The sequence below is a fragment of the Arthrobacter sp. GAS37 genome (genome assembly GCF_044908325.1).
In the GTDB taxonomy this organism is placed as follows: Bacteria; Actinomycetota; Actinomycetes; order Actinomycetales; family Micrococcaceae; genus Arthrobacter; species Arthrobacter ramosus.
The window spans coordinates 39807-62758 of record NZ_JBIYDB010000011.1; the positions used below are offsets into that span (position 1 = coordinate 39807).

Annotated in this window: 24 protein-coding genes; 16 read left to right on the top strand and 8 right to left on the bottom strand. The window is 63.6% G+C overall.

What is annotated here, in order from left to right:
• Window positions 1-63: 63 nt before the first annotated feature.
• Genes ABH924_RS11315 through ABH924_RS11325 form a run of 3 tightly spaced genes read left to right on the top strand, consistent with a single transcriptional unit; the run spans window position 64 to window position 1344 of the window.
• The gene (locus tag ABH924_RS11315; RefSeq protein WP_234751015.1) at window positions 64-288 is read left to right on the top strand and encodes a type II toxin-antitoxin system Phd/YefM family antitoxin; all 225 of its coding nucleotides are present in this window, start codon (window positions 64-66) and stop codon (window positions 286-288) included.
• Window positions 285-677: a type II toxin-antitoxin system VapC family toxin gene (locus ABH924_RS11320; RefSeq protein ID WP_234751014.1), complete on the top strand. Its 393-nt coding sequence runs from the start codon at window positions 285-287 to the stop codon at window positions 675-677. The genes ABH924_RS11315 and ABH924_RS11320 overlap by 4 nt, the downstream gene beginning before the upstream one ends.
• Before the next feature lie 43 nt (window positions 678-720).
• On the top strand, window positions 721-1344 hold the full coding sequence (locus ABH924_RS11325; protein ID WP_404498852.1) for a LysE family transporter: 624 nt from the start codon (window positions 721-723) through the stop codon (window positions 1342-1344).
• A 21-nt stretch (window positions 1345-1365) separates the two neighbouring features.
• On the opposite strand, the gene ABH924_RS11330 is transcribed toward ABH924_RS11325, so the two are convergent.
• On the bottom strand, window positions 1366-2343 hold the full coding sequence (locus ABH924_RS11330; RefSeq protein WP_372460926.1) for a LacI family DNA-binding transcriptional regulator: 978 nt from the start codon (window positions 2341-2343) through the stop codon (window positions 1366-1368).
• A gap of 222 nt (window positions 2344-2565) precedes the next feature.
• On the opposite strand from ABH924_RS11330, the gene ABH924_RS11335 reads away from it, so the two are divergent.
• The 5 genes from ABH924_RS11335 (at window position 2566) to pabB (ending at window position 8823) form a co-directional block, all read left to right on the top strand.
• On the top strand, window positions 2566-3600 hold the full coding sequence (locus ABH924_RS11335) for a nucleoside hydrolase (RefSeq protein ID WP_404498854.1): 1035 nt from the start codon (window positions 2566-2568) through the stop codon (window positions 3598-3600).
• Window positions 3601-5028 carry an MFS transporter gene (locus tag ABH924_RS11340; RefSeq protein WP_404498856.1) on the top strand — a complete coding sequence of 476 codons (1428 nt, stop codon included), beginning with the start codon at window positions 3601-3603 and terminating at the stop codon, window positions 5026-5028. It begins immediately after the preceding gene.
• Window positions 5025-5969 (top strand): ribokinase, encoded by a 945-nt coding sequence (locus ABH924_RS11345; RefSeq protein WP_404498858.1) that lies wholly within the window; start codon window positions 5025-5027, stop codon window positions 5967-5969. The genes ABH924_RS11340 and ABH924_RS11345 overlap by 4 nt, the downstream gene beginning before the upstream one ends.
• A gap of 194 nt (window positions 5970-6163) precedes the next feature.
• Window positions 6164-6724 carry a low molecular weight protein-tyrosine-phosphatase gene (locus ABH924_RS11350; RefSeq protein WP_404498860.1) on the top strand — a complete coding sequence of 187 codons (561 nt, stop codon included), beginning with the start codon at window positions 6164-6166 and terminating at the stop codon, window positions 6722-6724.
• A complete protein-coding gene (gene pabB / locus ABH924_RS11355) occupies window positions 6721-8823 on the top strand; it encodes an aminodeoxychorismate synthase component I (RefSeq protein ID WP_404498862.1) in 2103 nt (700 codons plus the stop codon). The genes ABH924_RS11350 and pabB overlap by 4 nt, the downstream gene beginning before the upstream one ends.
• Before the next feature lie 3 nt (window positions 8824-8826).
• Here pabB and ABH924_RS11360 read toward each other — a convergent pair whose 3' ends face one another.
• Window positions 8827-10407, bottom strand: a complete 1581-nt coding sequence (locus ABH924_RS11360; protein ID WP_404498864.1) for an NCS1 family nucleobase:cation symporter-1 — start codon at window positions 10405-10407, stop codon at window positions 8827-8829.
• 137 nt (window positions 10408-10544) lie between these two features.
• Here ABH924_RS11360 and ABH924_RS11365 point away from each other — a divergent pair, with 137 nt between their 5' ends.
• Window positions 10545-11009, top strand: coding sequence for a phage tail protein (locus tag ABH924_RS11365; RefSeq protein WP_404498866.1), 465 nt, complete (start codon window positions 10545-10547; stop codon window positions 11007-11009).
• An 18-nt stretch (window positions 11010-11027) separates the two neighbouring features.
• Here ABH924_RS11365 and ABH924_RS11370 read toward each other — a convergent pair whose 3' ends face one another.
• Window positions 11028-12125, bottom strand: coding sequence for an FAD-dependent oxidoreductase (locus tag ABH924_RS11370; protein ID WP_404498868.1), 1098 nt, complete (start codon window positions 12123-12125; stop codon window positions 11028-11030).
• Window positions 12126-12237: 112 nt separating this feature from the next.
• On the opposite strand from ABH924_RS11370, the gene ABH924_RS11375 reads away from it, so the two are divergent.
• Complete coding sequence (locus tag ABH924_RS11375) at window positions 12238-12687, top strand: MarR family winged helix-turn-helix transcriptional regulator (protein ID WP_404498870.1); 450 nt, start codon at window positions 12238-12240, stop codon at window positions 12685-12687.
• A 3-nt stretch (window positions 12688-12690) separates the two neighbouring features.
• On the opposite strand, the gene cls is transcribed toward ABH924_RS11375, so the two are convergent.
• Complete coding sequence (gene cls / locus ABH924_RS11380; RefSeq protein ID WP_404498872.1) at window positions 12691-14163, bottom strand: cardiolipin synthase; 1473 nt, start codon at window positions 14161-14163, stop codon at window positions 12691-12693.
• Between the two features lie 110 nt (window positions 14164-14273).
• On the opposite strand from cls, the gene ABH924_RS11385 reads away from it, so the two are divergent.
• Complete coding sequence (locus tag ABH924_RS11385) at window positions 14274-15215, top strand: aminodeoxychorismate lyase (RefSeq protein ID WP_234751001.1); 942 nt, start codon at window positions 14274-14276, stop codon at window positions 15213-15215.
• Between the two features lie 14 nt (window positions 15216-15229).
• On the opposite strand, the gene ABH924_RS11390 is transcribed toward ABH924_RS11385, so the two are convergent.
• Window positions 15230-15727: a DinB family protein gene (locus ABH924_RS11390; RefSeq protein WP_404498874.1), complete on the bottom strand. Its 498-nt coding sequence runs from the start codon at window positions 15725-15727 to the stop codon at window positions 15230-15232.
• A gap of 88 nt (window positions 15728-15815) precedes the next feature.
• Window positions 15816-16001: a hypothetical protein gene (locus ABH924_RS11395; protein ID WP_234750999.1), complete on the bottom strand. Its 186-nt coding sequence runs from the start codon at window positions 15999-16001 to the stop codon at window positions 15816-15818.
• A 396-nt stretch (window positions 16002-16397) separates the two neighbouring features.
• Here ABH924_RS11395 and ABH924_RS11400 point away from each other — a divergent pair, with 396 nt between their 5' ends.
• From ABH924_RS11400 to ABH924_RS11410, 3 genes are read left to right on the top strand one after another with little or no spacing between them, the layout of a single operon-like run.
• Window positions 16398-18065 carry a GMC oxidoreductase gene (locus ABH924_RS11400; RefSeq protein WP_404498876.1) on the top strand — a complete coding sequence of 556 codons (1668 nt, stop codon included), beginning with the start codon at window positions 16398-16400 and terminating at the stop codon, window positions 18063-18065.
• The gene (locus ABH924_RS11405; RefSeq protein ID WP_404498878.1) at window positions 18062-18463 is read left to right on the top strand and encodes a PAS domain-containing protein; all 402 of its coding nucleotides are present in this window, start codon (window positions 18062-18064) and stop codon (window positions 18461-18463) included. Before ABH924_RS11400 ends, ABH924_RS11405 begins: the two co-directional genes overlap by 4 nt.
• Window positions 18460-18987: a cupin domain-containing protein gene (locus ABH924_RS11410; RefSeq protein WP_404498880.1), complete on the top strand. Its 528-nt coding sequence runs from the start codon at window positions 18460-18462 to the stop codon at window positions 18985-18987. The genes ABH924_RS11405 and ABH924_RS11410 overlap by 4 nt, the downstream gene beginning before the upstream one ends.
• Window positions 18988-19056: 69 nt before the next feature.
• Here ABH924_RS11410 and ABH924_RS11415 read toward each other — a convergent pair whose 3' ends face one another.
• Both ABH924_RS11415 and ABH924_RS11420 read right to left on the bottom strand, forming a co-directional pair.
• A complete protein-coding gene (locus ABH924_RS11415; RefSeq protein WP_404498882.1) occupies window positions 19057-20088 on the bottom strand; it encodes an ornithine cyclodeaminase in 1032 nt (343 codons plus the stop codon).
• A gap of 160 nt (window positions 20089-20248) precedes the next feature.
• Window positions 20249-20680, bottom strand: coding sequence for an Lrp/AsnC family transcriptional regulator (locus ABH924_RS11420; RefSeq protein WP_234750994.1), 432 nt, complete (start codon window positions 20678-20680; stop codon window positions 20249-20251).
• Between the two features lie 55 nt (window positions 20681-20735).
• On the opposite strand from ABH924_RS11420, the gene ABH924_RS11425 reads away from it, so the two are divergent.
• Both ABH924_RS11425 and ABH924_RS11430 read left to right on the top strand, forming a co-directional pair.
• Window positions 20736-21095, top strand: coding sequence for a hypothetical protein (locus tag ABH924_RS11425; protein ID WP_404498884.1), 360 nt, complete (start codon window positions 20736-20738; stop codon window positions 21093-21095).
• Between the two features lie 192 nt (window positions 21096-21287).
• Window positions 21288-22811: an amidohydrolase family protein gene (locus ABH924_RS11430; RefSeq protein WP_404498886.1), complete on the top strand. Its 1524-nt coding sequence runs from the start codon at window positions 21288-21290 to the stop codon at window positions 22809-22811.
• Window positions 22812-22952: the final 141 nt, after the last annotated feature.

Consider the following 22952-nt stretch of genomic DNA (forward strand, 5'->3'; position numbering starts at 1 on the left):
AAAAGCGTCCACCGACGTTCTGGACCTTACGCCGTTTAGGTTGACCAAGTATGCTTGGTCAACATGGGCCAGTACAACATCCAGGAAGCAAAAACGCGCCTTTCTGAACTTCTCCACATGGTTGAACGGGGCGAAGAAGTGGTTATCGCCAAGGCCGGCAAGCCCGTCGCACGGATAGTTCGTATTGAGCACACCCGGAAGCGCGAGTTGGGCTTTCTGGGTCAGATCGATCTTCCTGACAACCTGTTCGACCCTCTGACGGAGCAAGAACTGGCGGAGTGGGAATGACCGCGTTTCTCTTGGATTCCAACGCGTTGGTGCTCGCCATGACCAGGCCAGAACAATTGTCCAGCACGGCCAGGTCGATCATCGAAGACCTCGAAAATCGAACTTTTGCCTCAGCTGCCTCGGCCTATGAACTGGCTTACAAGTACTCACGCGGTCGCCTCGCTGCATTGGATCCGATCATGACTGGTTACCGTCAGCACGTAAAACGTGTAGTCACCGAGGAATTGAGCCTTACTGCTGAGCATGCCCTGGCTGCGGCATCGTTTGATTGGCCGCACAGGGACCCTTTCGACCGGATGATTGCCGCCCAAGCCGCCGTCGAAGGCTTGACGCTTGTGACGTCCGATCGGGCGCTCCAGGAATTCCGGCTCGTCAGCACGATCTGGTAGCCGCGTGTCAGGGCGCCCCTTCCTGCGGGCATAAGCTGGATTGGTGCAAATTTCGCTTTGGCTGGCCCTTGCGGGCGCCGGCGCCCTGATCAGTTTCACTCCCGGCGCGGGCGCCATCTCCACCATGAGCAATTCGCTCAACTCCGGATTCCGCCGCTCCATTTGGGGAGTTCTGGGCCAACAGGCGGCACTGATCATCCACATCCTGATCGTGGCGCTCGGGGTAGGTGTTCTGGTCTCCAGCTCGCCCGTGGTCTTCAACGTGATCCGCTACACGGGGGCCGCATATCTGGTGTACATGGGCATCCGGCAGTTCCTGCACCGGCCGGACCTGGACAAGGAAAAGGTGGAGGCCCGGCGCAACGAGCCAGCGTGGTCCATGTTCCAGCGAGGCATCTGGGTCAACTTGCTCAATCCCAAGGCGATCGTTTTCTTCCTGGCCTTCATGCCGCAATTCATCCGCCCCGAGCAGCCACTGATTCCGCAGTATCTGGTCCTCAGCACCACGATCGTTTTCATCGACATCTGCGTCATGTGGTTCTTCTTCGCTTTGGCAGCCCGTTCATTCCAGCGGTTCACGCACAACGAGCACGGACAAAAGGTCCTGAACCGCACTTTCGGCGTGCTGTTCATGTCCATGGGTGTGCTGCTCGCCGTCATCCACTAGGGCGGCAATCGATGGGGAAACCTACCCCGTGGACCCGCGCACCACCAACGAACTCTCGAGCGTCAGTTGCGGCTGTTCCAGCTCACGGCCTTCCATCAATCCACGGAGTTGTTCGCCGGCCTTGAGTCCCAACGGAGTGGCCGGCAAATGCACACTGGTCAGGCTCGGGTTGCTCGTGGCTGAATACGGCAGGTCATCGAAGCCGGCAACAGCGAGTTCCTCCGGAATCCGGACACCGGCAACGCGGGCTTCCTGCAACACACCGTAGGCGTGGGTGTCCGTTCCGCAGACGACGGCGGTGACCCCGGCGCGCTGCCAGTCCGGCCAGGCGGCAGCGAAGGCAGCTGCGGCAGCGCCGACATCGATGGTGGTACTGATGATGTGCGCGTCCGCAACGGAAATACCGCAGGAATTGGCCTCATCCAAGAACGCCGCCCGGCGCACTTCGAACGTGGCTGTGCCCGTCACGCTGTCCACGTAGGCAACTCGTTTGTGCCCGGAGGCCGCAAGATGCGCGGCCAGTTCACGCGCGCCATGGGCAACATCGAGGTTCACGGACGGAGCATAGGCTTCGAGGCCGGGGGCATCGAGAAGGACCAGTGGCCCGGCAACGGACAGGTCCTCCAGGAAGCTTGCGTTGGGCGCATCCACCAGCAGGCCGGCGGGGCGGAGGGCGAGGAGCTTTCGGACGTCCTCCGCACGGGGGAACTCACCGGCGTCGGTCACGGAGAGCAGCAGCTGGTACTCGGAGCCGAGCGATTCCCGGACTCCGGCGATGACCTTGGCGAAAAAGGGGTTGGAAATGTCCGGCGCCACAAGGATCACAATCGAGCTCACACCCTTGGCCAAAGAACTGCCGATGCCATCCACCACGTAGCCGAGTTCGGCGATAGCCTCGCGGACCCGTGAAATGTTGTCTTCGGACACCCTGCCCTGGGTTTTGCCGTTGGCAACCAGGGACACCGTCGCAGTCGAGACCCCTGCCAGGGAGGCCACCATCGCTGCGGTGACACGCTGCGTACGGCTTGAGGCCCGATGCACTGGTTCCGCGGATTCCATACAACGATCGTAGCGGGAATCAGCCACTTCCCACGCCGCAAGGCATCAAGCGCTTGACGCACGAAGCGTTAAGCGTTTGACGCGACACGCAGGCCAGTGCCAGAATTCCTCTGAATGCTTTAGCGCCCTGCCTCGGCAGGCCCCAATGACGTGGAGATGAACATGGACCCCAACACCATGACCCGTGAACGCAAGAAGATCATCCTGGATTGTGATCCCGGGCATGACGACGCCGTGGCCCTGCTGCTGGCCCACGGCAACCCGGACATCGAACTGCTCGCCGTCACCACGGTGGTCGGCAACCAGACCCTCGAAAAGGTCACCCGCAACGCCCTATCGGTGGGCACCATCGCAGGCATCACCGGTGTTCCCTTTGCCGCCGGGTGCGACCGCCCACTCGTCCGCTCCATCGAAACCGCGCCCGACATCCACGGCGAAACCGGCATGGACGGCCCCGAACAACCCCAGTCCACCATCGAGCTGGACCCGCGCCACGCCGTCGACCTCATCATCGAAACGATCATGGCGCACGAGCCGGGCACCGTTACCCTGGTCCCCACTGCGGGACTCACCAACATCGCCATGGCCGCCCGCAAGGAGCCACGCATCGTTGAACGCGTCAAGGAAGTCGTCCTCATGGGCGGCGGCTACCACGTAGGCAACTGGAGCGCCGTGGCCGAATTCAACATCATCATCGACCCCGAGGCCGCACACATCGTCTTCAACGAAAAGTGGCCCGTGGTGATGGTCGGTTTGGACCTCACGCACCAGGCCCTGGCCACTCCCGAGGTCGTTGAGAAGATCGCCGCCGTGGGCACCAAGCCGGCCAAATTCGTCATGGAACTGATGGAGTTCTTCACCAAGACCTACAAGGACGCCCAGGGCTTTGACCATCCGCCGGTGCACGATCCCTGCGCCGTGGCCTACGTCATCGACCCCACCGTGATGACCACCCGCAAGGTCCCCGTCGACATCGAACTGCAGGGCAAGCTCACCCTCGGCATGACCGTGGCCGATTTCCGCGCCCCGGCACCGGCCGACTGCCACACCTCCGTCGCCGTCGACCTCGATCACGAGAAGTTCTGGAACCTCGTCACTGACGCGATCATCCGCATCGGCGAGCCCGACGCCGGCGCTCCCGCCACCATTAGCGGCGACGCCGCCGCCGTCGCCGGCATCGCAGGAGAGGCCAAGTAAATGACCACCCTCATCAACGAAACCAAGACCAACCGCGGCAACGTTGCGGCCCTCATGGTGGCTCTGCTCGCCGCCTGCGTAGCCTTCCAGCTCAACGCGTCCATGCTCAGCCCGGCCCTGGTCACCATGGGCAACGAGCTCCACACGGACCAGGCGGTCATCGGCCTCTCCCAGACCTGGTTCTTCACGGCAGCAGCTTTGTTCTCGCTCTTCCTGCCGCGCCTGAGCGACATCGTCGGCCGCAAGAAAATCCTCCTCGGCATGATGCTGCTGATGGCCGTCGGCTCGGTCATCGCAGCCATGGCGCCCGACGTTACCTGGCTCTTCGTGGGCCGCATCGTCCAGGGCGTCAGCGGCCCCACCGTGCCGCTATGCCTCATCATGCTGCGCTCCGCAGTCAACAACCCGCGCAAGTACGGAGCCCTGATGGGCCTCATCACGGCAGTCAACGGCGGCGTTGCCGGCGTCGACTCCTTCGTGGGCGGTTACTTCGCCGAGCACTTCGGATTCCGCAGCATTTTCTGGCTCATGGTTGGCCTCGCCATCGTGGCCATGGCCTTGATCGCCATCCTTGCCGGCGAGAGCAAGCCCGCCGCTGGCACCACCATGGACTGGCTGGGCGTGTTCTTCATTGTCATCGCTGTGGGCGCACTCCTGACAGCCCTCAATGAGGGATCCAAGCTGGTTGGCGCCTTCTCTTCCGGAACGCTGATGCTGGCCATCGGGCTGATTGTGGTCGCCGCGGCCGCGTTCGCAGCCTTCTGGGCAGTGGAGAAGCGCTCCAAGGAGCCGATGGTCGAAACGATCCACCTTCGCCGGCGTTCCACCTGGGCGCCACTGCTGACCACGACCCTCGCCATGACGGGTATCTTCGCAGTCATCAACGGCATTGTCCCGGCCTACGTCCAGGCCGCGGCACCCGGATTCGGGGTTGGCCCCACCGAGATGTCGCTCATGATCCTCACACCGTACGCACTCCTCGGCTGGGTGTTCGGACCCATCAGCGGCCGGCTCGCACCCGTACTCGGCTACACCAAAGTCCTGCGAATCGGCATGCTGGGAAGCATCGCGGCCCTGGCAATCATCGCGTTCTTCGGACTCAGCAGCCTGCCGCTCATGATCGTGGGAACGGCCTTGCTCGGCATCATGTACGCCGGTACGGTCAACATCATGCTCAACGGACTCGGAGTTGTCCTCTCCCCCGCCGGCAACCCCGGCTTCCTGCCCGGGATGAACGCCGGAGCCTTCAACCTCGGCGCTGGCCTGAGCTTCCTGGTGTTGCCGGCGGTCCTTGTGGCGACCTCGGCGCTCGGCGACGCCAAGGCCTCGTACTTGACGGTCGTCGTCGTCGGCCTGGCCATCACTGTCGCCGCCTTCGCGGCGTCGCTGCTCATCCCCAATCCCCTCGAAGCCGAGGTTGAAAAGTGAACCGCAGGATCGTCGTCGTCGGGTCCTTGAACGCGGACCTGACCATCTATTGCGAGCGGCTCCCGCTCCCGGGCGAAACAGTCCACGGCAACGGTTTCGCGGTCAATCCCGGCGGCAAGAGCGCCAACCAGGCCGTCGCGGCGAGCAGGCTGGGCGGCACGGTGAGCCTGATCGGCGCCGTCGGAAACGACTCCAATGGTGACATGCTCCTCGCCTCCACGGAAAGGGCCGGCGTGGACGTTTCGCGCGTCCGCCGTTCCGCGGATGTGGCCACCGGCGTCGCGGTTATCGCGGTGGACGCGAATGGTGAGAACAACATCATCATTTCGGCCGGTGCCAATGGAACGCTCGCCCCGGCGGACGTGTCGGCGGACGCCTTCGACGACGCCGCGGTGCTCTGCCTCTGCCTGGAGGTCAGCCTCGAAACTGTGGAGGCTGCCGCCAAAACAGCGCACGACGCCGGTGCAACCGTTCTGTTGAACCTCTCGCCGTACGCCGAGATACCGCAAAGCCTTGCCGCCTTGAGCGATGTCCTGCTGGTCAACGCCCACGAAGCCTCAATGTTCCTTGGCGACGCCGAGATGCCCCACCCGGGCGCGCATGCAAGCGCCTGGGAGCCGGTCCGGAGCCAGTTCGCCGAGCGCGGATTGCATCGGGTATTGGTTACGCTCGGCTCCCACGGCTCCGTGGTGTTGGATTCACTCGCCGCGTCCGGGGAACAGATCTCCCGGATCGCACCCACCAAGGTCAACGCCGTGGATACGACCGGGGCAGGGGACGCCTTCACCGGTGCCGTGGCTGCCCGCCTCGCCGCGGGCGAAACCCTGGCCGAAGCCGCGGCATTCGCATCGGTTGCCGCAGCGCTCGCCACCACCAAGAAGGGCACCCAGGCCGCCTACCCCGGGGCTGAGGAAGTCCTGGAGCACTTGCGGATTTCCTGACTCAGGCCGCCTCAACTTCCTACCAGCTTTCCGCTTCCGACCCCCGGAGTCCCGCCACTCGACGGCCGCGATCCCGGTCAAAAGCGGTAGGAAGTTGAGGCGCTTTGACGCCTCCACCAGCGACTTTACAAATTCCGTAAACTCCCTTTGTTTTTGACTAGCCAAGACCGGGTGGCATCCCCCATGCTTGCTCCATGTACTCAGCGTCGAGCCCATACCGCATCGTCACCGTCTGCACGGGAAACATCTGCCGCTCACCCATGGCGCAACTGATGTTGACTGAAGCGTTCGACGCCGGAGGGCTCGGTGGTGCGGCTGTTGTCGACTCTGCGGGAACCACGTCCTACGAGGCCGGACACCCCATCGATCCACGCGCGGCCCGGGTCCTTTCGGCACACCGCATCCGCTCCGAGGGTCACATCGCCAGGAGCTGGCGCCAGGAGTGGTTCCGGGAGCGGGACCTGATTTTGGCCCTCGACGTGGATCACTACGGCTGGCTCCACGAGGCCGCCCCGGACTCGGAAACACTTGCCAAGATCCGGATGCTGCGCAGTTTCGACCCGTCCGTAGCGGGCCGGAGCACCTTGGACCTGGGCATCGAGGACCCCTGGTACGGCGGCCATCACGATTTCGACGTCACCTGGGACCTCATCCGCGCGGCCGTTCCCGGGATCGTCGCGCACACGCGTGACGTCCTTGCGGCTAGGCAGCACGCACAGCACCTCGACCCGCAGCAGGTACGCTCTATTTCATGACCCCAGCACCCGTGATCATCGCCATCGATGGCCGCTCCGGCGCGGGAAAGACTACTCTCGCCGTCGAACTTGCCGCCCGCCTCCGCATGCATCACAAGGTGTCCCTGTTCCATCTCGAGGACATCTATCCGGGCTGGAACGGCCTCGCCGCGGGCATCGAGCGGTACGTCACCACGGTCCTGGCCCCGCTGCGGCACGGCGACGCCGCCGAGTGGGTCAGTTGGGACTGGGAGAAACACTACGACGGCCGCAGCCACGTGACGCTGCCTGCCGAAATCGTCATCGTCGAGGGCGTCGGGGCAGCCGCGAGTGCCGCCCGGCCCATGCTGGACGCCGTGGTCTGGGTGGACGCCCCCGACGACGATCGCCGGCGCCGTGCGATGGCCCGCGATGGCAGCAGCTACGAACCGTTCTGGGACAGCTGGGCGGCGCAGGAGGACGAGTGGCTGGAGACCGACGACGTCCTCGACCACACTGACGTCCGGGTGCTGAACCGGGCGGACGGCAATGCCCGGGATGACGTCCTGCAAGCGCTGAACTATCTCCCTTCGCTCTCCCCTGTGCTGGCTCCCGAACTGTCGGCACGCCGCGGCTTGCAGCTCAAGGCCGAACGGATCGACGCCACGCCGGACGCCGCGGCCCTGTTCCACGCGCTGTACGCCAAGTCCGCGAACGCCGTCTGGCTCGATTCCTCCAACACGTCCTCCAACAGGGACACAGCCAGCGACGCCGGATCCTTCAATGCCGCGGCCGAGCGCAGCCGCTTCAGTATCCTCGCGGACGACGGCGGCTCCTTCGGTCAGGCTGTAATGCACAGTTCCGGAGCCACCCGGCTGAGCGCCGGATGCGCCACCGTGGAGACCACCGGCCCCTTCTTCCGCTGGCTGGACACCGTGTGGGGCCGCAGGGCCTTGAGGGCACCGGAAGGCTATGACTGCGAATTCACGCTCGGCTGGTTGGGTTACCTCGGATATGAATTGAAGCGGGAGACCGGTGGCAGCGATGTCCACGCCGGCACTCCGGATGCAGCGTTGCTCTTCGCCGGCCGGGCCGTCGTGATCGACCACCGGGATGCTGGGGTGTGGCTGCTCGCCATCGATGCTCCCGACGCCGGCGATTGGCTTGGGCTTGCGCGCGAGGCCGTGCTGTCCGCGGCCGAGACCTCGAAAACCCAGGCACACCAAGCGGCCGGCGCGCCGAGGCACTCGGCCGGGGATCCCGCCGTCGGGAGCGGCACGGTGGCGCTCGAGTTCTCCAGCCGCGACACCGAGGACGAGTACAAAAGCAAAATTACCGACGCCCAGCACCAGATCGCCGAGGGCAACACGTACGAGGTCTGCCTGACCACCACCGTGACCGCCTCGGATCCTGGGCTGGACCCGTGGGAGAGCTACCTCGCGCTGCGCAAGCGCAACCCGGCACCGTTCGCGAGCTACTTGCGGTTCGGCGATCTGACGGTCGCGAGTACCTCGCCGGAGCGCTTCCTGCGGATAACCTCCGACGGCGGCATGCGGGCCGAGCCGATCAAGGGCACCAGGGGCCGGGCCAACGATCCCGCCATTGACGAGGCCCTGCGGCGCGGCCTTGAATCCTCGCTCAAGGACCGTGCCGAGAACATCATGATCGTGGACTTGCTCCGCAACGACCTCAGCCACTTCGCCGTGCCCGGATCGGTGACCGTCAGCCGGCTGTGCGAGGTGGAAAGCTATGCCACCGTGCACCAGATGGTGAGCACCATCGACGCCCGGCTGCGCCCCGGAGCACCCCGGGCCGAGGCCGTAGCGGCCGCGTTCCCTGCCGGGTCCATGACGGGCGCCCCGAAGATCAGAACCATGGACATCCTTGACGGGCTCGAATCCGGACCGCGCGGGGTCTACTCCGGCGCGATCGGGTACTTTTCGCTCAACGCGGCGACGGACCTCGCCGTCGTGATCCGGACCCTGGTGATGGGTCCCGACGGCGACGGCGGACGCACGCTCAGTCTCGGCGTCGGAGGGGCCATCACGGCGGACTCCACGCCCCAGGACGAATACGACGAAATCCGGACCAAGGCGTTCGGCGTGCTCTCCGCCCTGGGCGCGGAGTTTCCCACTACCTGAGAGTCAGTCGTGCTCCTCCGTCCGTGCGCGGACTGTCCGGGGGTCGTTGCGGGTGATCGTGTAGTAGATCAGGCTGGCCAGGATTGCCCCCACGAACCATGAATACGGGCCCAGGCCCGAGCCTCCCGGGAGGAAGTTCTGCAATGCCGGGACCAGTGCCAAAACGCCTGCGACGACGGCGGCCGGAACCAGCGCGGCAATGGCCTTGAAGTTCCAGCCTTTGGTGTAGAAGTAGAGGCCTTTCTCGTCCTCGTGGTAGAGATCCGAGACCTTGCAACGCTGGTGCCGGATGCGGAAGAAGTCCGTGAAGATGACCCCGAACAACGGACCAAGCAGCGCGCCCAGGCCGCCGAGGAAGTACACGATCACCACAGGACTGCTGAAGAGGTTCCAAGGCAGGATCACGATTGCGAGCACTGCGCTGATAAGGCCGCCGCGGCGGAAGTCGATGCGGTGCGGGGCCACGTTGGCGAGGTCGTAGGAGGCCGAAACGAAGTTCGCTACGACGTTGATGCCGATCGTGGCCACCACAAACGTGATGGCGGCGATGATGGTGATCCACGGATTCCTGATCGCCTGGACGATCGCCACGGGATCGGTGATCACCTTGAACATGTCCTTGCCGGCGTACTGGTCTGCGGTGAAGTAGGACGCCGCGCCGGCTGTGACCACCACTGTGACCAGGGCGAACGCGATGAAGTTCACGGGCAGGCCCCAGAAGTTGCCGCGCAGGATGGTCTTGCGGTCCGGTGCGAACCGGGAGAAATCGCAGAAGTTCAGGAGAAGCGCCGCGAAGTAGGTGACGGTCAGGGCGATGGCCGAGAAGAACTGTGTCAAGGCTGCCGGGCCGTCCAAAGGCGCGACGCCGGGGATCGAGAGGCTGAACTTGTTGCCCGCTTGCGTCAGGATGTAGATCGCGAGCGCGAACATGGCCACCCAGATGGCGGGACCGGCCCAGTCCTGGAACTTCCGCACCGTCTCCATGCCCCGGCGGACGACCAGCAGCTGGACCGCCCAGAGGACCAGGAAAGCCGCCCAGCCGAGCGGCGTGAGGCCAAGGATGCGTGGTACGTCCGGACCGTCGAGCGAGGTCAATTGGGGCCACACGGAAAACAGCAACACCAGCACGGCTTCCGAGGCGAGCCAGGTCTGGATGCCGTACCAGGCGATGGCGATGAGTGCCCGGATCAGGGCAGCCAGGTTGGCACCGAAGAGGCCGAAGGACATCCGCGCCAGGACCGGATACGGCACCCCGGTTTTCTGCCCCGCCGTCCCGGCAAAGTTCATGAGGAAATAGACCAGGGTAATGCCGAGGACCAGTGCCAGGAAGACTTGCCAGCCCACCAGGCCGGTGATGAAAAGACCGGCTGCGAAGGTGTAACCGGCGATGCTGTGGACGTCGCACATCCACAGGGCGAAGAGGCTGCGGACCCTCCAGTTGCGTTGCCGGGCCGGTGCGAGGTCCGCATTCCACAGCCTGTCGCTGACCACTCGGCCCTCCGCAAGGATTCGGACTTTCTCAGGGTATTCGTCTCCCGGCTCGGGCGGTGCCTGCACAGCCGGGGACTCGTTTTTCCGCGCCATGATGCCTCCGAAGAACGCTTCCAAACATGCTTGGAATTCCAGAATCGCCCCATTGCGGCGGGAAGGAAAGCCCCCTTGGGAGTGCTGGAACGTCGTCACGTTAGCATTGGTCCAACCACGTCTTACCAGGAGGGTGCATGCCGCACATCGTTGACTTCGAGAATGTTTCTACTGCCGGGCTGGAATCGTCTCCCGTTGCCGGGGCGCTTGCCGGGTTGCGCGCCAACGAGGGCCGCTATTACCGGAACAAGTACGACCACGCCTTTGCTGTGAACCCCGCCAGCGAGCTTCCCGAGGTGGTCGAGCGGGTGAGCCGCATCCTGAAGGACGAGCGTGACATCGTCATCAGCTCCCGCCCGCTGGAAGCGACTGCCTTCGAAGTCGACGGTTTGCGGATGGCCTACGTCTTCTACGAGTCGGGGCTGTCGATCAACGTCATGTACAGCATCGAGGCCGGCGGGAAGCGAGCGGTCGGATTCAAGCTCGCCGACGGCATGGAGATTCCGGAAGAACTGGCGTCACGCTTCAAATTCGCTCGCCAGAAATCGAAGCTGGCAGGCGTTATCCGCGGCTCCTTCTTCGTGATCAAAGGTGAGTACTAGTCGGCGTAGGCAGTCGGCTCATGCGCTGAGATTCAACATTTCGACATAGCGGTCGATCATCATGTGTTGGCCCTTGATCTGGGAGATCAGCTCAGGACTGGCGATCTCGCCGTCGGGCAGTTGTCCCGAACCGCCGGACGGCCCCAACGGAAGGATGATGACGGGCTTCGACGGCGTGTAAGCGGCCAGTTCCGGGGAGCCCTCAATCTGGGCTTGGATGTTCTTGGCAACAACCGCTGCCTCGCGTGCCGCGACGCCGGCTTTGTTCACGTCGATCGCCGAAATGTCGCCCAAGGCGTAGACGTTCTCGAAGCCTGCGACGCGGAGTTCGGGGGTGACGTCCAGGTAGCCCTCCGAAGTCCGTGCGGCAAGGACGTCCCCCGCCACATAGTCCGTCTGCGGGGCTATTCCATAGCAGCGGAACCAGATATCCGCCTGGATGTCAGTACCGTCCGTGGTGCTGACCGTGAAGGTAGCGAATTCACCCGCAGGAACCGGAGGCAACTGCACCAACGAACTCCCCAAGATTCGCCGTACGCCGAGTTCATCCAGCTGCCGGTTGACCTCAATCCGCAGCCGTGGATCGTACGGCCCGGGAAGGATGTCCGGCGCCAGATCCACCATCACGATGTCCTTCTCCGGCCATGCCGCCGCGATCTCGCCCGCAAGTTCAAGGCCTACCGCCCCGGCGCCCAGCAGCATCACCCTGGCGGCGCGCTTGAGGTCATCATGTGCGGCTTGGTAGCGGGCGATGGCGTCGGTGGTGACCAATCGATCACTCTTGGCCGGGAAGGGGTAGCTGGAACCGCTCGCGAGGACAATGTAGTCCGGCGCCAGGCTGCCACCCGAAGCCAACTCGACGGTGTGCCCGTCTACCCGGACCGCGCGGTCCCGGAGTACCGTGCCGTGCACCAACAGGCGGTCATAGGGAAGGAACATCCGCGGCAGGAAATCGGGTTGGACCACGGATCGGAGGGCCGCAATGTTGTGTACGAAAGCGTCCTTGGGCTCCACCAAGGTAACCGTCGCGTGTTCGTCCAGGGCCTTGGCTACAGAGATCCCACCGTAGCCTCCGCCGACAACCACCACAGTGGGGTGCGGAGCATTGTTGTTCATGGCAACTCCTTAGGTAGAAAGCTCACGCTGCTCGGCTCGTGCCGCCCAGATCGTTTATGAAGCACAACGATTGCAAGTAATCAATAATTTCCTCAGTGATAAGATTTTCCTGATGAGTTCTTCGGCAGCAGGAAAGCAACTGGGGTTTCTCCTGGCGCGCCACGGGCGCATCATGAATGCGCGCCTCCGCCAAGCGCTGGACTCCTCCGGGCTCAGCCCAAGGCATGCCGTGCTGCTGTGCCGGCTTGAGGAGTCCGGGCCGCTCAGTCAGCAGGACCTGATCGATATCCTCTCAATCGACGCGAGCGGACTGGTAGCGGTCCTGAACGACCTTGAACGCGAAGGGCTGGCGGAACGACGCCGAGATCCCGCGGACCGCCGTCGTCATATCGTCGAAATCACCGCGGAAGGCAAGCGAGCGGTGGCGTCGATTGAAGTTGCGGTAGCCGACGTCGAGCAGGAGGCCTTTGCCGGGTTCTCCGCCGATGAACTCCAACAACTCCATGGGCTGTTGTCGAGGATCCACGGCGAACCCGCGGACGAGGCCTGCGCCGAGGACTGAGCCCTACTGCAGCGTGGCGGTCAGTCGCGCCACGTTGTCCACGTATTTGGCAAGCATAGGCCGGTGCAACCAGCCTTCCAGGGTCAGCTCGCGGCACATCTCCCGGTAGCTCGATTCCACGGAGCGCATGCTGTCCACAGCCTCGGCGCCCAGGAGCATCACGGACACCTCCATGTTGAGCGAGAAGGAGCGCATGTCCATATTGCTGGAGCCGAGGACGGCCACTTCCTCGTCGATGGTGAAATGCTTGGCGTGCAGCACGTACGGCGCGCGGTACAGGTAGATCCGTACTCCGGCTTCCAGCAGCGCCTCATAGTAGGAGCGCTGGGCGTGGTGGACGAGGAACTGGTCGCCCTTCTCGGAGACAAACAGTTCCACGTCGACGCCACGCTGGGCCGCCGTCGTAATGGCGTACAGCAGCGAATCGTCGGGCACGAAGTACGGGCTGCAGATCGAGATGCGGTGTTGGGCCGAGTAGATCAGCGTATTGAAAAGGCGCAGGTTGTTTTCCGTGACAAACCCCGGGCCGCTGGGAACCACCTGGGCCGTTATTCGGCCGGGCGTTGCTCGGACCGCTACCTGCAACTGGTTTTCGAGGGATTCATCGGTTTCGCTGAGCCAGTCGGTAGCGAAGACGACGTTGAGGGTAGCAACGATCGGCCCCTCCATCCGCGCCATGAGTTCCACCCATTTACGTCCGGCGCGTCGGTGCTTGGGGTTGTTGTAGGAGGGCTCGATCAGGTTCTGGGAGCCCGTGAAGGCGATTTCGCCGTCGATCACCAGGATTTTCCGGTGGTTCCGCAAGTCCGGGCGACGCCACTGGCCGTGGATGGGCAACAACGGCAACATGCGGCGCCACTGGATCTGGCCGCCCTTGAGCCTGCGGACCAGCCTTCGGTAGCCAGGGATCCGCAGCGTACCGATGTGGTCGAACAGAAGCCGGACGCTGACACCGCGCGCTGCTGCGTTTTCCAACTCGGTGAGGAGTTCGTCGGTGACGGAGTCACTGCTCATGATGTAGAACTCCGCATTGACGAACTTCTTGGCCCCCCGCACCGCTTCCGCCATGGCCTTGATGGACTCTTCGTAGCCGGGGATCAGCTCCACGGAGTTGCCGTCCACCATCGGCAGCGAGCCGAGGCGCCGGTTCAGTTCACCGGCCGACGTCACCCATTCGGGTCCCGAGTAATTGCTCACGATGTCGGCGAGCGCCGAAGTGCCTGCACGCACCCGATCGTTGACTTGCTCCTGCTGCTCCCGACGACGGCGGGACAAGCGGAAATTTCCGAACAACAGGAACAGGACGAAACCCACGGACGGAACGAGGAAGACGGCAAGGAGCCACGCCATGGCCGTGGTGGGGCGGCGGTTTCCGGGGATGACGCCCAGCAGCACGACGCGCAAGGCGATCTCAACGATGGCCCACGCGCCGAGGAGCCATGTCCACTCTGTTCCGAACTGAAAAGGAAACGGCACCCCCACACCCCCACGATCTAATAGCCAGTCAAAGAACCAATAGTCAGCCCAGCCTATCTGGCGCGCCGCTCCCGACCGCTGGTCCTGTGGGCCAGCACTAAGCTGGAAGCATGACTTTACCTGCCTCGACGGTCCTCGTTTTCCTGGATCCAGCGTTCGAAAACGGCCGCGTCGCCGATTCCAGCCAGCCGCAGCTCATGGCAACCGACCTGGGTGCCACCCGGGGTGACGGCGTCTTCGAGTCGCTGCTCGCCGTCGAGGGCCGTGCGCGCAAGGTGCAAGCGCACCTGAACAGGCTTGAGAGCTCAGCCCGCGCATTGGACCTCAACATTCCCGGGCAGGACGTTTGGCGCCGCGCGATCGACACCGCGATCACCGAATTCCGCGACGCCTTCCCCGCGCCAAGCCCAGCCGAGGACGAAGTAGTCGTCAAGCTGCTGGTGACGCGCGGAGTGGAAGGCGCGTCGACTCCCACTTGCTGGATCCAGGCTTCGCCGTCCCCCGCGGGCAGCCGCCGGCAGCGCGAGACGGGCATCGACGTCGTACTCCTTGACCGTGGCTTCGACACCGAGGCGGGCGACCGCGCCCCCTGGCTGCTGCTCGGCGCCAAGACTCTCTCCTATGCCGTGAACATGGCCGCGCTGCGCTACGCGCACAAGCAAGGCGCGGACGACGCCATCTTCACCTCAACAGACGGCCGGGTCCTCGAGGGCCCGACGTCCACGGTGTTGCTGGCCCACGTTGAAACGGTCGACGACGGCGCCGGCTCGGTGCGCACGGTCAAGCGCCTCATCACTCCGCAACTGGACAGCGGGATCCTCCCGGGCACGTCCCAGGACGCGCTTTTCACCAAGGCGAAAGCCGCGGGCTGGGAGCTTGGCTACGGCCCGCTGGTCCCGGAAGACCTGTTCGACGCCGACGCGGTGTGGCTGATCTCAAGCATCCGGCTCATCGCTCCCGTCAACCATGTGGACGGCAGGGAGATCGGCACCCCGGCAATGCGCAAACAGCTGACGGCCGAACTCAACGAGCTGTTCGCGGGAATCGAGTAGGGTTTTCGCTGCTGCTATTGACTGAGGATCTGCTCGCGCAGGATGTCTGCGTGCCCGCAGTGTTGCGCAAGCTCCCGAAGCATGTGGAGATAGACCCAGCGCAGCGGGAGCGGACCGCGTCGGTTGCCGTTGAGCATGTCGTCGAGCCCCAAGGACGATGTCGCCTGGCGCGATGCTTCGCATGCCTCGCGGTGTGCTTGCTGGATCGTGGCGACAGTGTCGCCGTCATCGAGGATAAAAGATTCGTCCGGCGTCGCAGGGAGGCCGATCTCGGCGCGTGAACGGCAAGAGATGGCTTCGTCGAACCAGACCTTCTCGACGAAGGTCGCGTGTTTCACGAGGCCCAGCAAGGTGGTCCGGGACGGCACCATTGACCGCCGGGCTTGTTCCTCCGTCAACCCGTCCAAGCAGTCATTGAGCGCACGGCGGTGCTCGTCAATGAATGCCTCGAATTGGGTCCGGATTGGCTGGTTGAGGACATCCTCGGCGAACGTCACGGGAAGAGAAGACATGCGTGGAGTATCCCAAGGCCATCGCTCGGGAGCAATAGAACGTCTGGTCCTGCGGGGCTAGCCCGGTCCACGGACGCCGGAAGCAGGACTAGGCGATCAAGGTATGGAAATCAACCCCGAAGAGCGCCACTAGCGGCCAGAGAACAATCGCCACCAGACCCTTCAGGAGGTTGGCGGGAATGTTCCATGCCACGAGATAGCCGTGGGTGCTGGCGACCAGTACCCCGACAGCCAGATATATGATCCCGAACAGACCAATTCGACGTCTGCCCATTTTACGCCTGCCTAATCCGCGTATCATCGCCCATCTCCCGCTGCGGGGTGTGAACAAAATTATAGTCGCGTCGAGGCATATTCGGTGGGGCCCGGGCTCCTTCCAATTCATCCGCACAGACGGTAGTTCAGTCTCATCCATCCTGCGAAAAATCGGCGAGGAAATTTAGCTTGCCAAAGCCTATTGTGCCGCCATGGCAGCGGTAGTTAACTAGTCCCGTGAACTCTGCTGGGGAAGGGTGATCTGCCTCTCGGCCCAGCGGGCACCTGATTTCACGGTGCCGTGGAATCAGCAAAGTTGATGGAGGGCATCATTGTGAGTGCAGTTTCTTCGTCCCAAAATTTCAATCACGGTTTTCCTACGCCCGGACCCCAGGATCCCTCGCCCCAGAAGGTCATGGATCATGTTTTCTTTCTCTCCGAGGGGGAATGGAAAAAAGTCCGCGAAGAAGAACAATTCGACCACATCGTCATCGGCAGCGGGTTCTGCGCCTACGCCTTTGCTGAACGGACACTGACAGTCAACCCGCACGCACGGATCCTGATCATTGAACGGGGTCCGTTTTTCTTGCCGCAGCACTTCCAGAACCTGCCGCTGCCCTACAAGGAGACCCTTGGAGGCCTCTCTGAGACCTTCCCCTGGACCTTGGCGGCTGCCACGGCCACCCAGCCGCCGGGCAGGATTTCCTGGCAGCACGGCATGGTCCCTTTCTACGGCGGACGCAGCATCATGTGGAGCGCGTGGTGCCCCCGCCCCGAGGAAGATGAGATGCGAGGCTGGCCACGGGCAGTGATGGACGCCGCCAAGTCGCACTTCACGTCGGCGGAAGACCTGCTCAACGTAGTTTCGGCGGACCGGATCGACGCCGGGCGGTCGGCCGACGTCGTCGATCTCATCAACGACACCCGCCCCGTCTACGGAATCATGCAGAAGGCTCTCCAGGAACGGCTTGAGGCGGGCCTGCACGAGATCGATTCCGCCACCCGCAGCATGCCGGCCCCGCTCGCCGCGGCAACCGGCGCGACGTCGGGCGTGGACTTCGCGAAGTTCTCGACGCCGGCAGTCCTGCTGGAACTGACGGACAAGCAAGCGGCACTTGAGGCCCAGGGCAAGGGCGCCGCTCTTCGCATGGTCACGGACTGCACCGTGCTGAGCGTGCTCCAACAGGACGGGCGGGCCACGGCGTTGAACACCAACCGCGGAGTGGTGAACGTCGGCAACGCCAACCTGGTCCTGGCCATGGGCACTCTTCCGCCGGCAACCCTGGTCCTGAATTCCTTCCCGCAGGTCCAGGGCGCCGGTGGACACTTCAGCGCCCACTTCATCACCTCGGTGGTGGCCAGGGTTCCCCGCGGGGATTTTGATTTCAGCGAACAACTCGGCGAGTTGGAACTGGCGGCCATCTATTTGGCGGGCAAGAGCCCGGCCGGCATGCAGTACCACGTGCAGCTTTCGGTCCTCTCGGACCGTTGCCCGGACAAGAACGCCCAGAAGTCCGAACGCTACGCCCCCGACGTCGTCGCCACGGCTTCGCTCGCCCAGCTTCGGTCCTCGGAGGACTACTTGGTGTTCGTCTGTGCCGTTCTCGGCGAGCTGGACGAAAGCAACCCGGAGAACCACTTACGGCTTTCCGGCGGGGCGGATCCCACGTGCAACGTCACCTTGCAAGTATTGGCCAACGCCACCGACGACGACACGTGGGACACCATGGACGAGGGAACCTTCCAAATGCTGGAGCGGGTCCTGTCCCCAGCCGGCGCGGACCGCGTCGAGTACTGGCACGGAGATCCCGGCGCCGGAACCTGGGGCGCCGGGCGTCCCGCCATCCCGGAGCGCCGCGTACCGGGCTTGGTCCACGAAAGCTCGAGCCTGCCGATCGGCGAAGAGGAGGACGCCGTCGTCGGAATCGACTATCGCCTCAACGGCGTGCAGAACGTCTTCGTCACCGGCGGCAGCCTCTGGCCCACCGGCGGTTCCTGGAACCCGACCATGACAATGGTGGCCCTGGCGCAGGACCTCGCCGAAAGACTGGAGGCCGACGGCGGAGCGGAGGCAGCGCCGTGACCGTCGTCCCGGCGCTGGACCCGGCGGTCCTTCCCACGGTTCCACCTATGAGCGTCGCCGAGGTGTTGGACCGGCAGGACGGCGTGTACTGGGTGGTGAAGGACGCGAATTCGGTCTTTCTGTGGGTCAACCAGAACTTCGCGGACTTGGTGGGCATGAGCAAGTCGGAGCTGATCGGGCACCAGGATTCGCGCGCGGAACACGTTGCCCACGACAAGGAAGTGATGGCGAGCGGAAAGCCGCTGCTCAACTTCCACGAAACCATAGCCGTCCCCAGCAAGGAGGGCGGCATGGTGAATGTGGACATCGTGACCCAAAAAGGGTTGTTGCGTTCCCTGGGCAGCAAGGAAATCATTGGGATCACAGTCTGCTTCTCACTGAAGGATCCGGTCACGTGACTGCCGCCGCAGAGGACTGGATCAAGCGGCTGGACATGTCCCCCGCTATCGTCGGCGGCTGGTTCGCGCCCGCGCTGGTAAGCAACGAGGACATCGCCGGTTCGGCGCTGCCTCCGCGTTTCGGCGTCGACCATCCGCTCTACAGCTCCAATTGGTACCTGCTTCAGGCCGGGGAGTTTCTCCAGCTGCACGCCCTCAAGCAGGATGAACTGTGGTTCTTCCACCTGGGGACGCCAATCAGGCTGCATGCCTTCTCCCGGGAGCTTGGACATCAGGACTTTGGTTATTCCGAGGCCGTGTTGGGGCCGGATCCGGAGGCTGGCGAAACGTTGCAGGCAGTTGCCCCGAACTCCACCTGGTTCGGTGCCGAGTTGGCCGGTCCGGGGTTCGTCTTGGTCAGCTGCAGCCTCTCACCGGGATACGAGAGATCGGACTCCGCGAAACCAACGGCACGGGACATCGAGTCGCTCGTTTTGAGGTTTCCCGGGCATGCCGAGCTGATCCTGCGCCTGGCGGCGGGATAGCCGGGGTCGGCGGGATGGCCGGATAAAAACGTCTGGTGCGCCGGTTCTGGGGCCGGCGCACCAGACTTCTCAGGATCCGATCGGAGAAAGCGCCCGCACCAAACCGAAGAGGTCCTTGGGGTCATCGGGGTTCGCGACGAGGTCGATCTCCTCGAAGAATTCTGAACCCTCAACGGCGTCGCGGAGATACCGCAAGGCGGAAAAGTCCTCGATCGCGAAGCCCACGGAATCGAATATCGTGATCTGGTCCCTGGAGGTCCGGCCTGGCGCGTGACCGCCCAGGACCTGCCAGAATTCGGTGACGGGAAAATCGGCGGACATTTGCTGGATCTCGCCCTCAATCCGCGTCTGGGGATCGAATTCCACAAAGACGTCGCCGAGGCCCAGGATGGCAGCGTCGAGTTCGGTCTTCCCCGGGCAGTCGCCACCGATCGCGTTGATGTGGACACCCGGCGAAACCTGGTCTGCCGTCAGGATAGTGGCATTGGCTTTGTCCGCCGTGCACGTGGTGATGACGTCGGCGCCCTCCACTGCGTGGGCCGCCGAGCCTGCGATGGTGATGTCGAAGCCCAGGGGAGCCATGTTCCGGACGAACTTCTCCATCGCAACCGGATCCGTGTCCCAGATCCTGACACTGTTTATACCCAACGCCGCCCGGAAGGCCAGGGCCTGAAACTCCGATTGGGTTCCGGTTCCGATCATCGCCATGATCCGGGCATCGGGGCGCGCGAGTTTCTTTGCGACCATCCCGGACGTGGCCGCCGTTCGCAGCGCTGTCAGCACTGTCATCTCTGCGAGGAACGTCGGGTAGCCGTTATGGACGTCGGACAGGACACCGAAAGCTGTCACGGTCTGGAAGCCACGCGCTGGATTCGAAGGGTGTCCATTTACATACTTGAAGCCGTATGTTTCCTGGTCGCTGGTGGGCATCAGCTCGATGACCCCAAATGGGGTGTGACTTGCCACCCGCGGAGTCTTGTCAAAAGACTCCCACCGCAGGAAGTCGTCTTCCAAGTACTGAATCATCTCCGAGATGATGGTCTCCGGGCCCCGCCCGGCCGTCCAGCGAACCATGTTGCGGACATCGACAAAGCGCGTCATGTGCGCTCCTTTCCCTCATAAGCACTGTTGTTACGAGGCTACGGAGCGGCGATATGCATCCACAATTGCCAAAGTATGTACTTTTCATTGAAAATCCATACAAAATCACCCATCCGTATGTACACAATGATCATTCGGCAAGCGTCCGTCATGCGGGCGACTACCGCAGGACGGAACTGAGCAACAGGCTCGTCTCGCTATTGACGATCCCGTCGATGCCGCGGATCCTTCCGAGTACCTGGTCAAAGTCGCTGAGGCTTTCCGTGCGTAGCTCGGCCACGAGGTCCCAACCGCCATTCGTGGTGTGCAGCGCCCAAATCTCTGGAAGTCCCCTGAGCTGGCGAATGACTTTGTCGGCCGATCTTCCCTCCACGGCAATAAGCGCAATAGCTCTAATCGCAAGTGGATCGACCTCGTCGCGGACCCTCGCAGTGAAACCAACGATGGTTCCGGAGGAGACAAGACGCTCGAGCCTGCTATTCACAGTGGCCCTGGCGACGCCCAGCTTACGCGCGAGGCTCGCCACGGACGCCCTTCCGTCTTCCCGGAGGGCGGAGAGGAGCTGACGGTCAAGGTCGGTGAGTGCTGCCATAAAGATAAACGTATCGCCCATTCCCCAAGCGGGCCTGAGTCCGTAGGGTATCGACATGAGCATCTACATCAGCCCCGACTCTGCTGCATGGTCCCTGACGGCCATGGCGACTGGTGCGTCAGCGGGATCAATCGATGATGCGAACGGCATGTCCAACTTGGTAAAGGAAATCTACGAGACAGAGGGTTTCGAAGCCCTGTCGGGCGTGGTTTTTGCCTTGGCTCATCACAACAGCCTCTCGCTGCATGCACTCGCCACGGCCACGGGGATATCCGTACACGAGCTGCTGGAAATCCGGAAGCATCAAGGTTCCACTTTTCATCACTCCCCCTCGGGAGTAGCGTCACGGCTTGATGCCCTTCCGCCCCGCATCCAGGCGAGCCTGGAACCGCTGCCGAATGAAACCGAGACCTAGAGACCGGGCCTGCCGCGAATAGCAGACGTTTGGACAGAGCTTCGTCGATGAATCCCTGCGAGTGGTCGTGGTTGAGCAATTCAGACATAACTTCTCCTTCGTGAGGGTATGTGTAGCAACTCCGTGTGCCACCGGCGCAGCACGGCTCGTTGTGGGTCAACCCGACGATGTCACCGGGTGAAGATCGTCAAAATGACCAATTGGCACGCATTCGAAATCTGCCAAGCTGGCTCAATGCGAACACTTCTGAAGGGCGGGCGGGTCATCGACCCCGGCACCGGACACGACGACATCAGCGATCTCCTCATCGAGAACGGCCGCGTAGTCGCGGCAGGGGCCCAGCTCTCGCCAGCCGAGACCGAGAGGGCCGCGGTCATCGACGTCAGCGGATGCATAGTCGGCCCGGGCTTCGTCGACCTCCACAGCCACGTTCACTCCATCGCCGGGCAGCGCCTGCAGGCGATGGACGGAGTCACGACGGCACTTGACCTCGAAGCCGGGCTGGCCCCCGTCACTGCGGCGATGGCCAATGCCGCCCGCGAGGGCCGCCCCCTCAACTACGGCTTTTCAGCCTCCTGGGCGCAGGCACGCGCCTTTGCTCACCTAGGCGAGGCACCGGTCGCCGATGTGCACAACGCCCTGGGCTTACTCGCCAAACCAGAGTGGCAGCGCAGTTCGAGCCCGCGCGAGTTGAACACCTGGCTCGCGCAGCTCGAGACAGAGATCGCGGACGGCGCTCTCGGAATCGGCATCCTGCTCGGCTATGCGCCGCGCACCGATCCGGCGGAGTTCCTTGCGGTCGCGCGTCTCGCCGCCGCAGCGAACGCTCCCACATTCACCCACGTGCGTGAACTGATCGAGGCCGACCCGACGACACCGATCGACGGCTCTGCGGAAATCATGATTGCCGCCGCCGAGACCGGCGCGGCCATGCACCACTGTCACGTCAACAGCACCTCCCGCCGCCACATTGACCGTGTGCTCGGCATGCTCGAACGCTCTCAGGCCGAGGGAAACCGCGTCACCGTGGAGACCTACCCCTATGGCGCGGGCAGCACCGGGGTCGGCGCATTCTTCCTCGCTCCGGAACGCCTCGGCGCCTGGGGCATCAAGCCGAGCGACATCACGATGGTCACCACCGGTGAACGGGTCGCGGATGCCGCACGCTTGAGCGAGATTCGCCGCACCGACCCGGCCGCCGAGTGCATAGTCGCGTTCCTCAACGAAGAGGATCCGAGCGACCGTGCCCTGCTTCAGAGCGCCCTCGCCTTTCCCGATGCCATCGTCGCGAGCGATGCCATGCCCGTCAAGTGGGCCGGCGAGGTTCGCGAATCGCTTCAATGGCCGCTACCGGCCGGCGGCGCCACCCACCCTCGCACGGCAGGAACGTTTGCCCGTTCGATTCGCATGATGGTGCGTGAAACCGGCGCCTGGAGCTGGCTCGAGGCGTTCCGGCGCTGTTCCTACTTGCCGGCGCGCGTTCTCGATGATGCAGCATCCGGCGCACGGGCCAAGGGCCACATCGGTATCGGTGCGGACGCCGACATCGTCGTGATCGAGCCGGAGCGGTTCTCCGACACCGCAAGTTACCTCGATTCCACCCGTCCTTCCGTCGGTGTGCGCCATCTCTTCGTCGGCGGTACAGCCGTCGTGCGGGGCGGTCTCATGCTGACGGACGCGTTCCCCGGTCGCGCACTCAAGGGAGACCCCCGATGATCGAGACTTCTTTGCTCGGGATGCGCGCGACCCGAGGTATCTAACGGCGAGCGCGCCGCCTAGTCCGATCGAACCAAACTGCACACAAGTCTCGTCGTTTGCTACCAGTTCTTAGTGCGGCCGCAGCGAATAGGCTCAGCG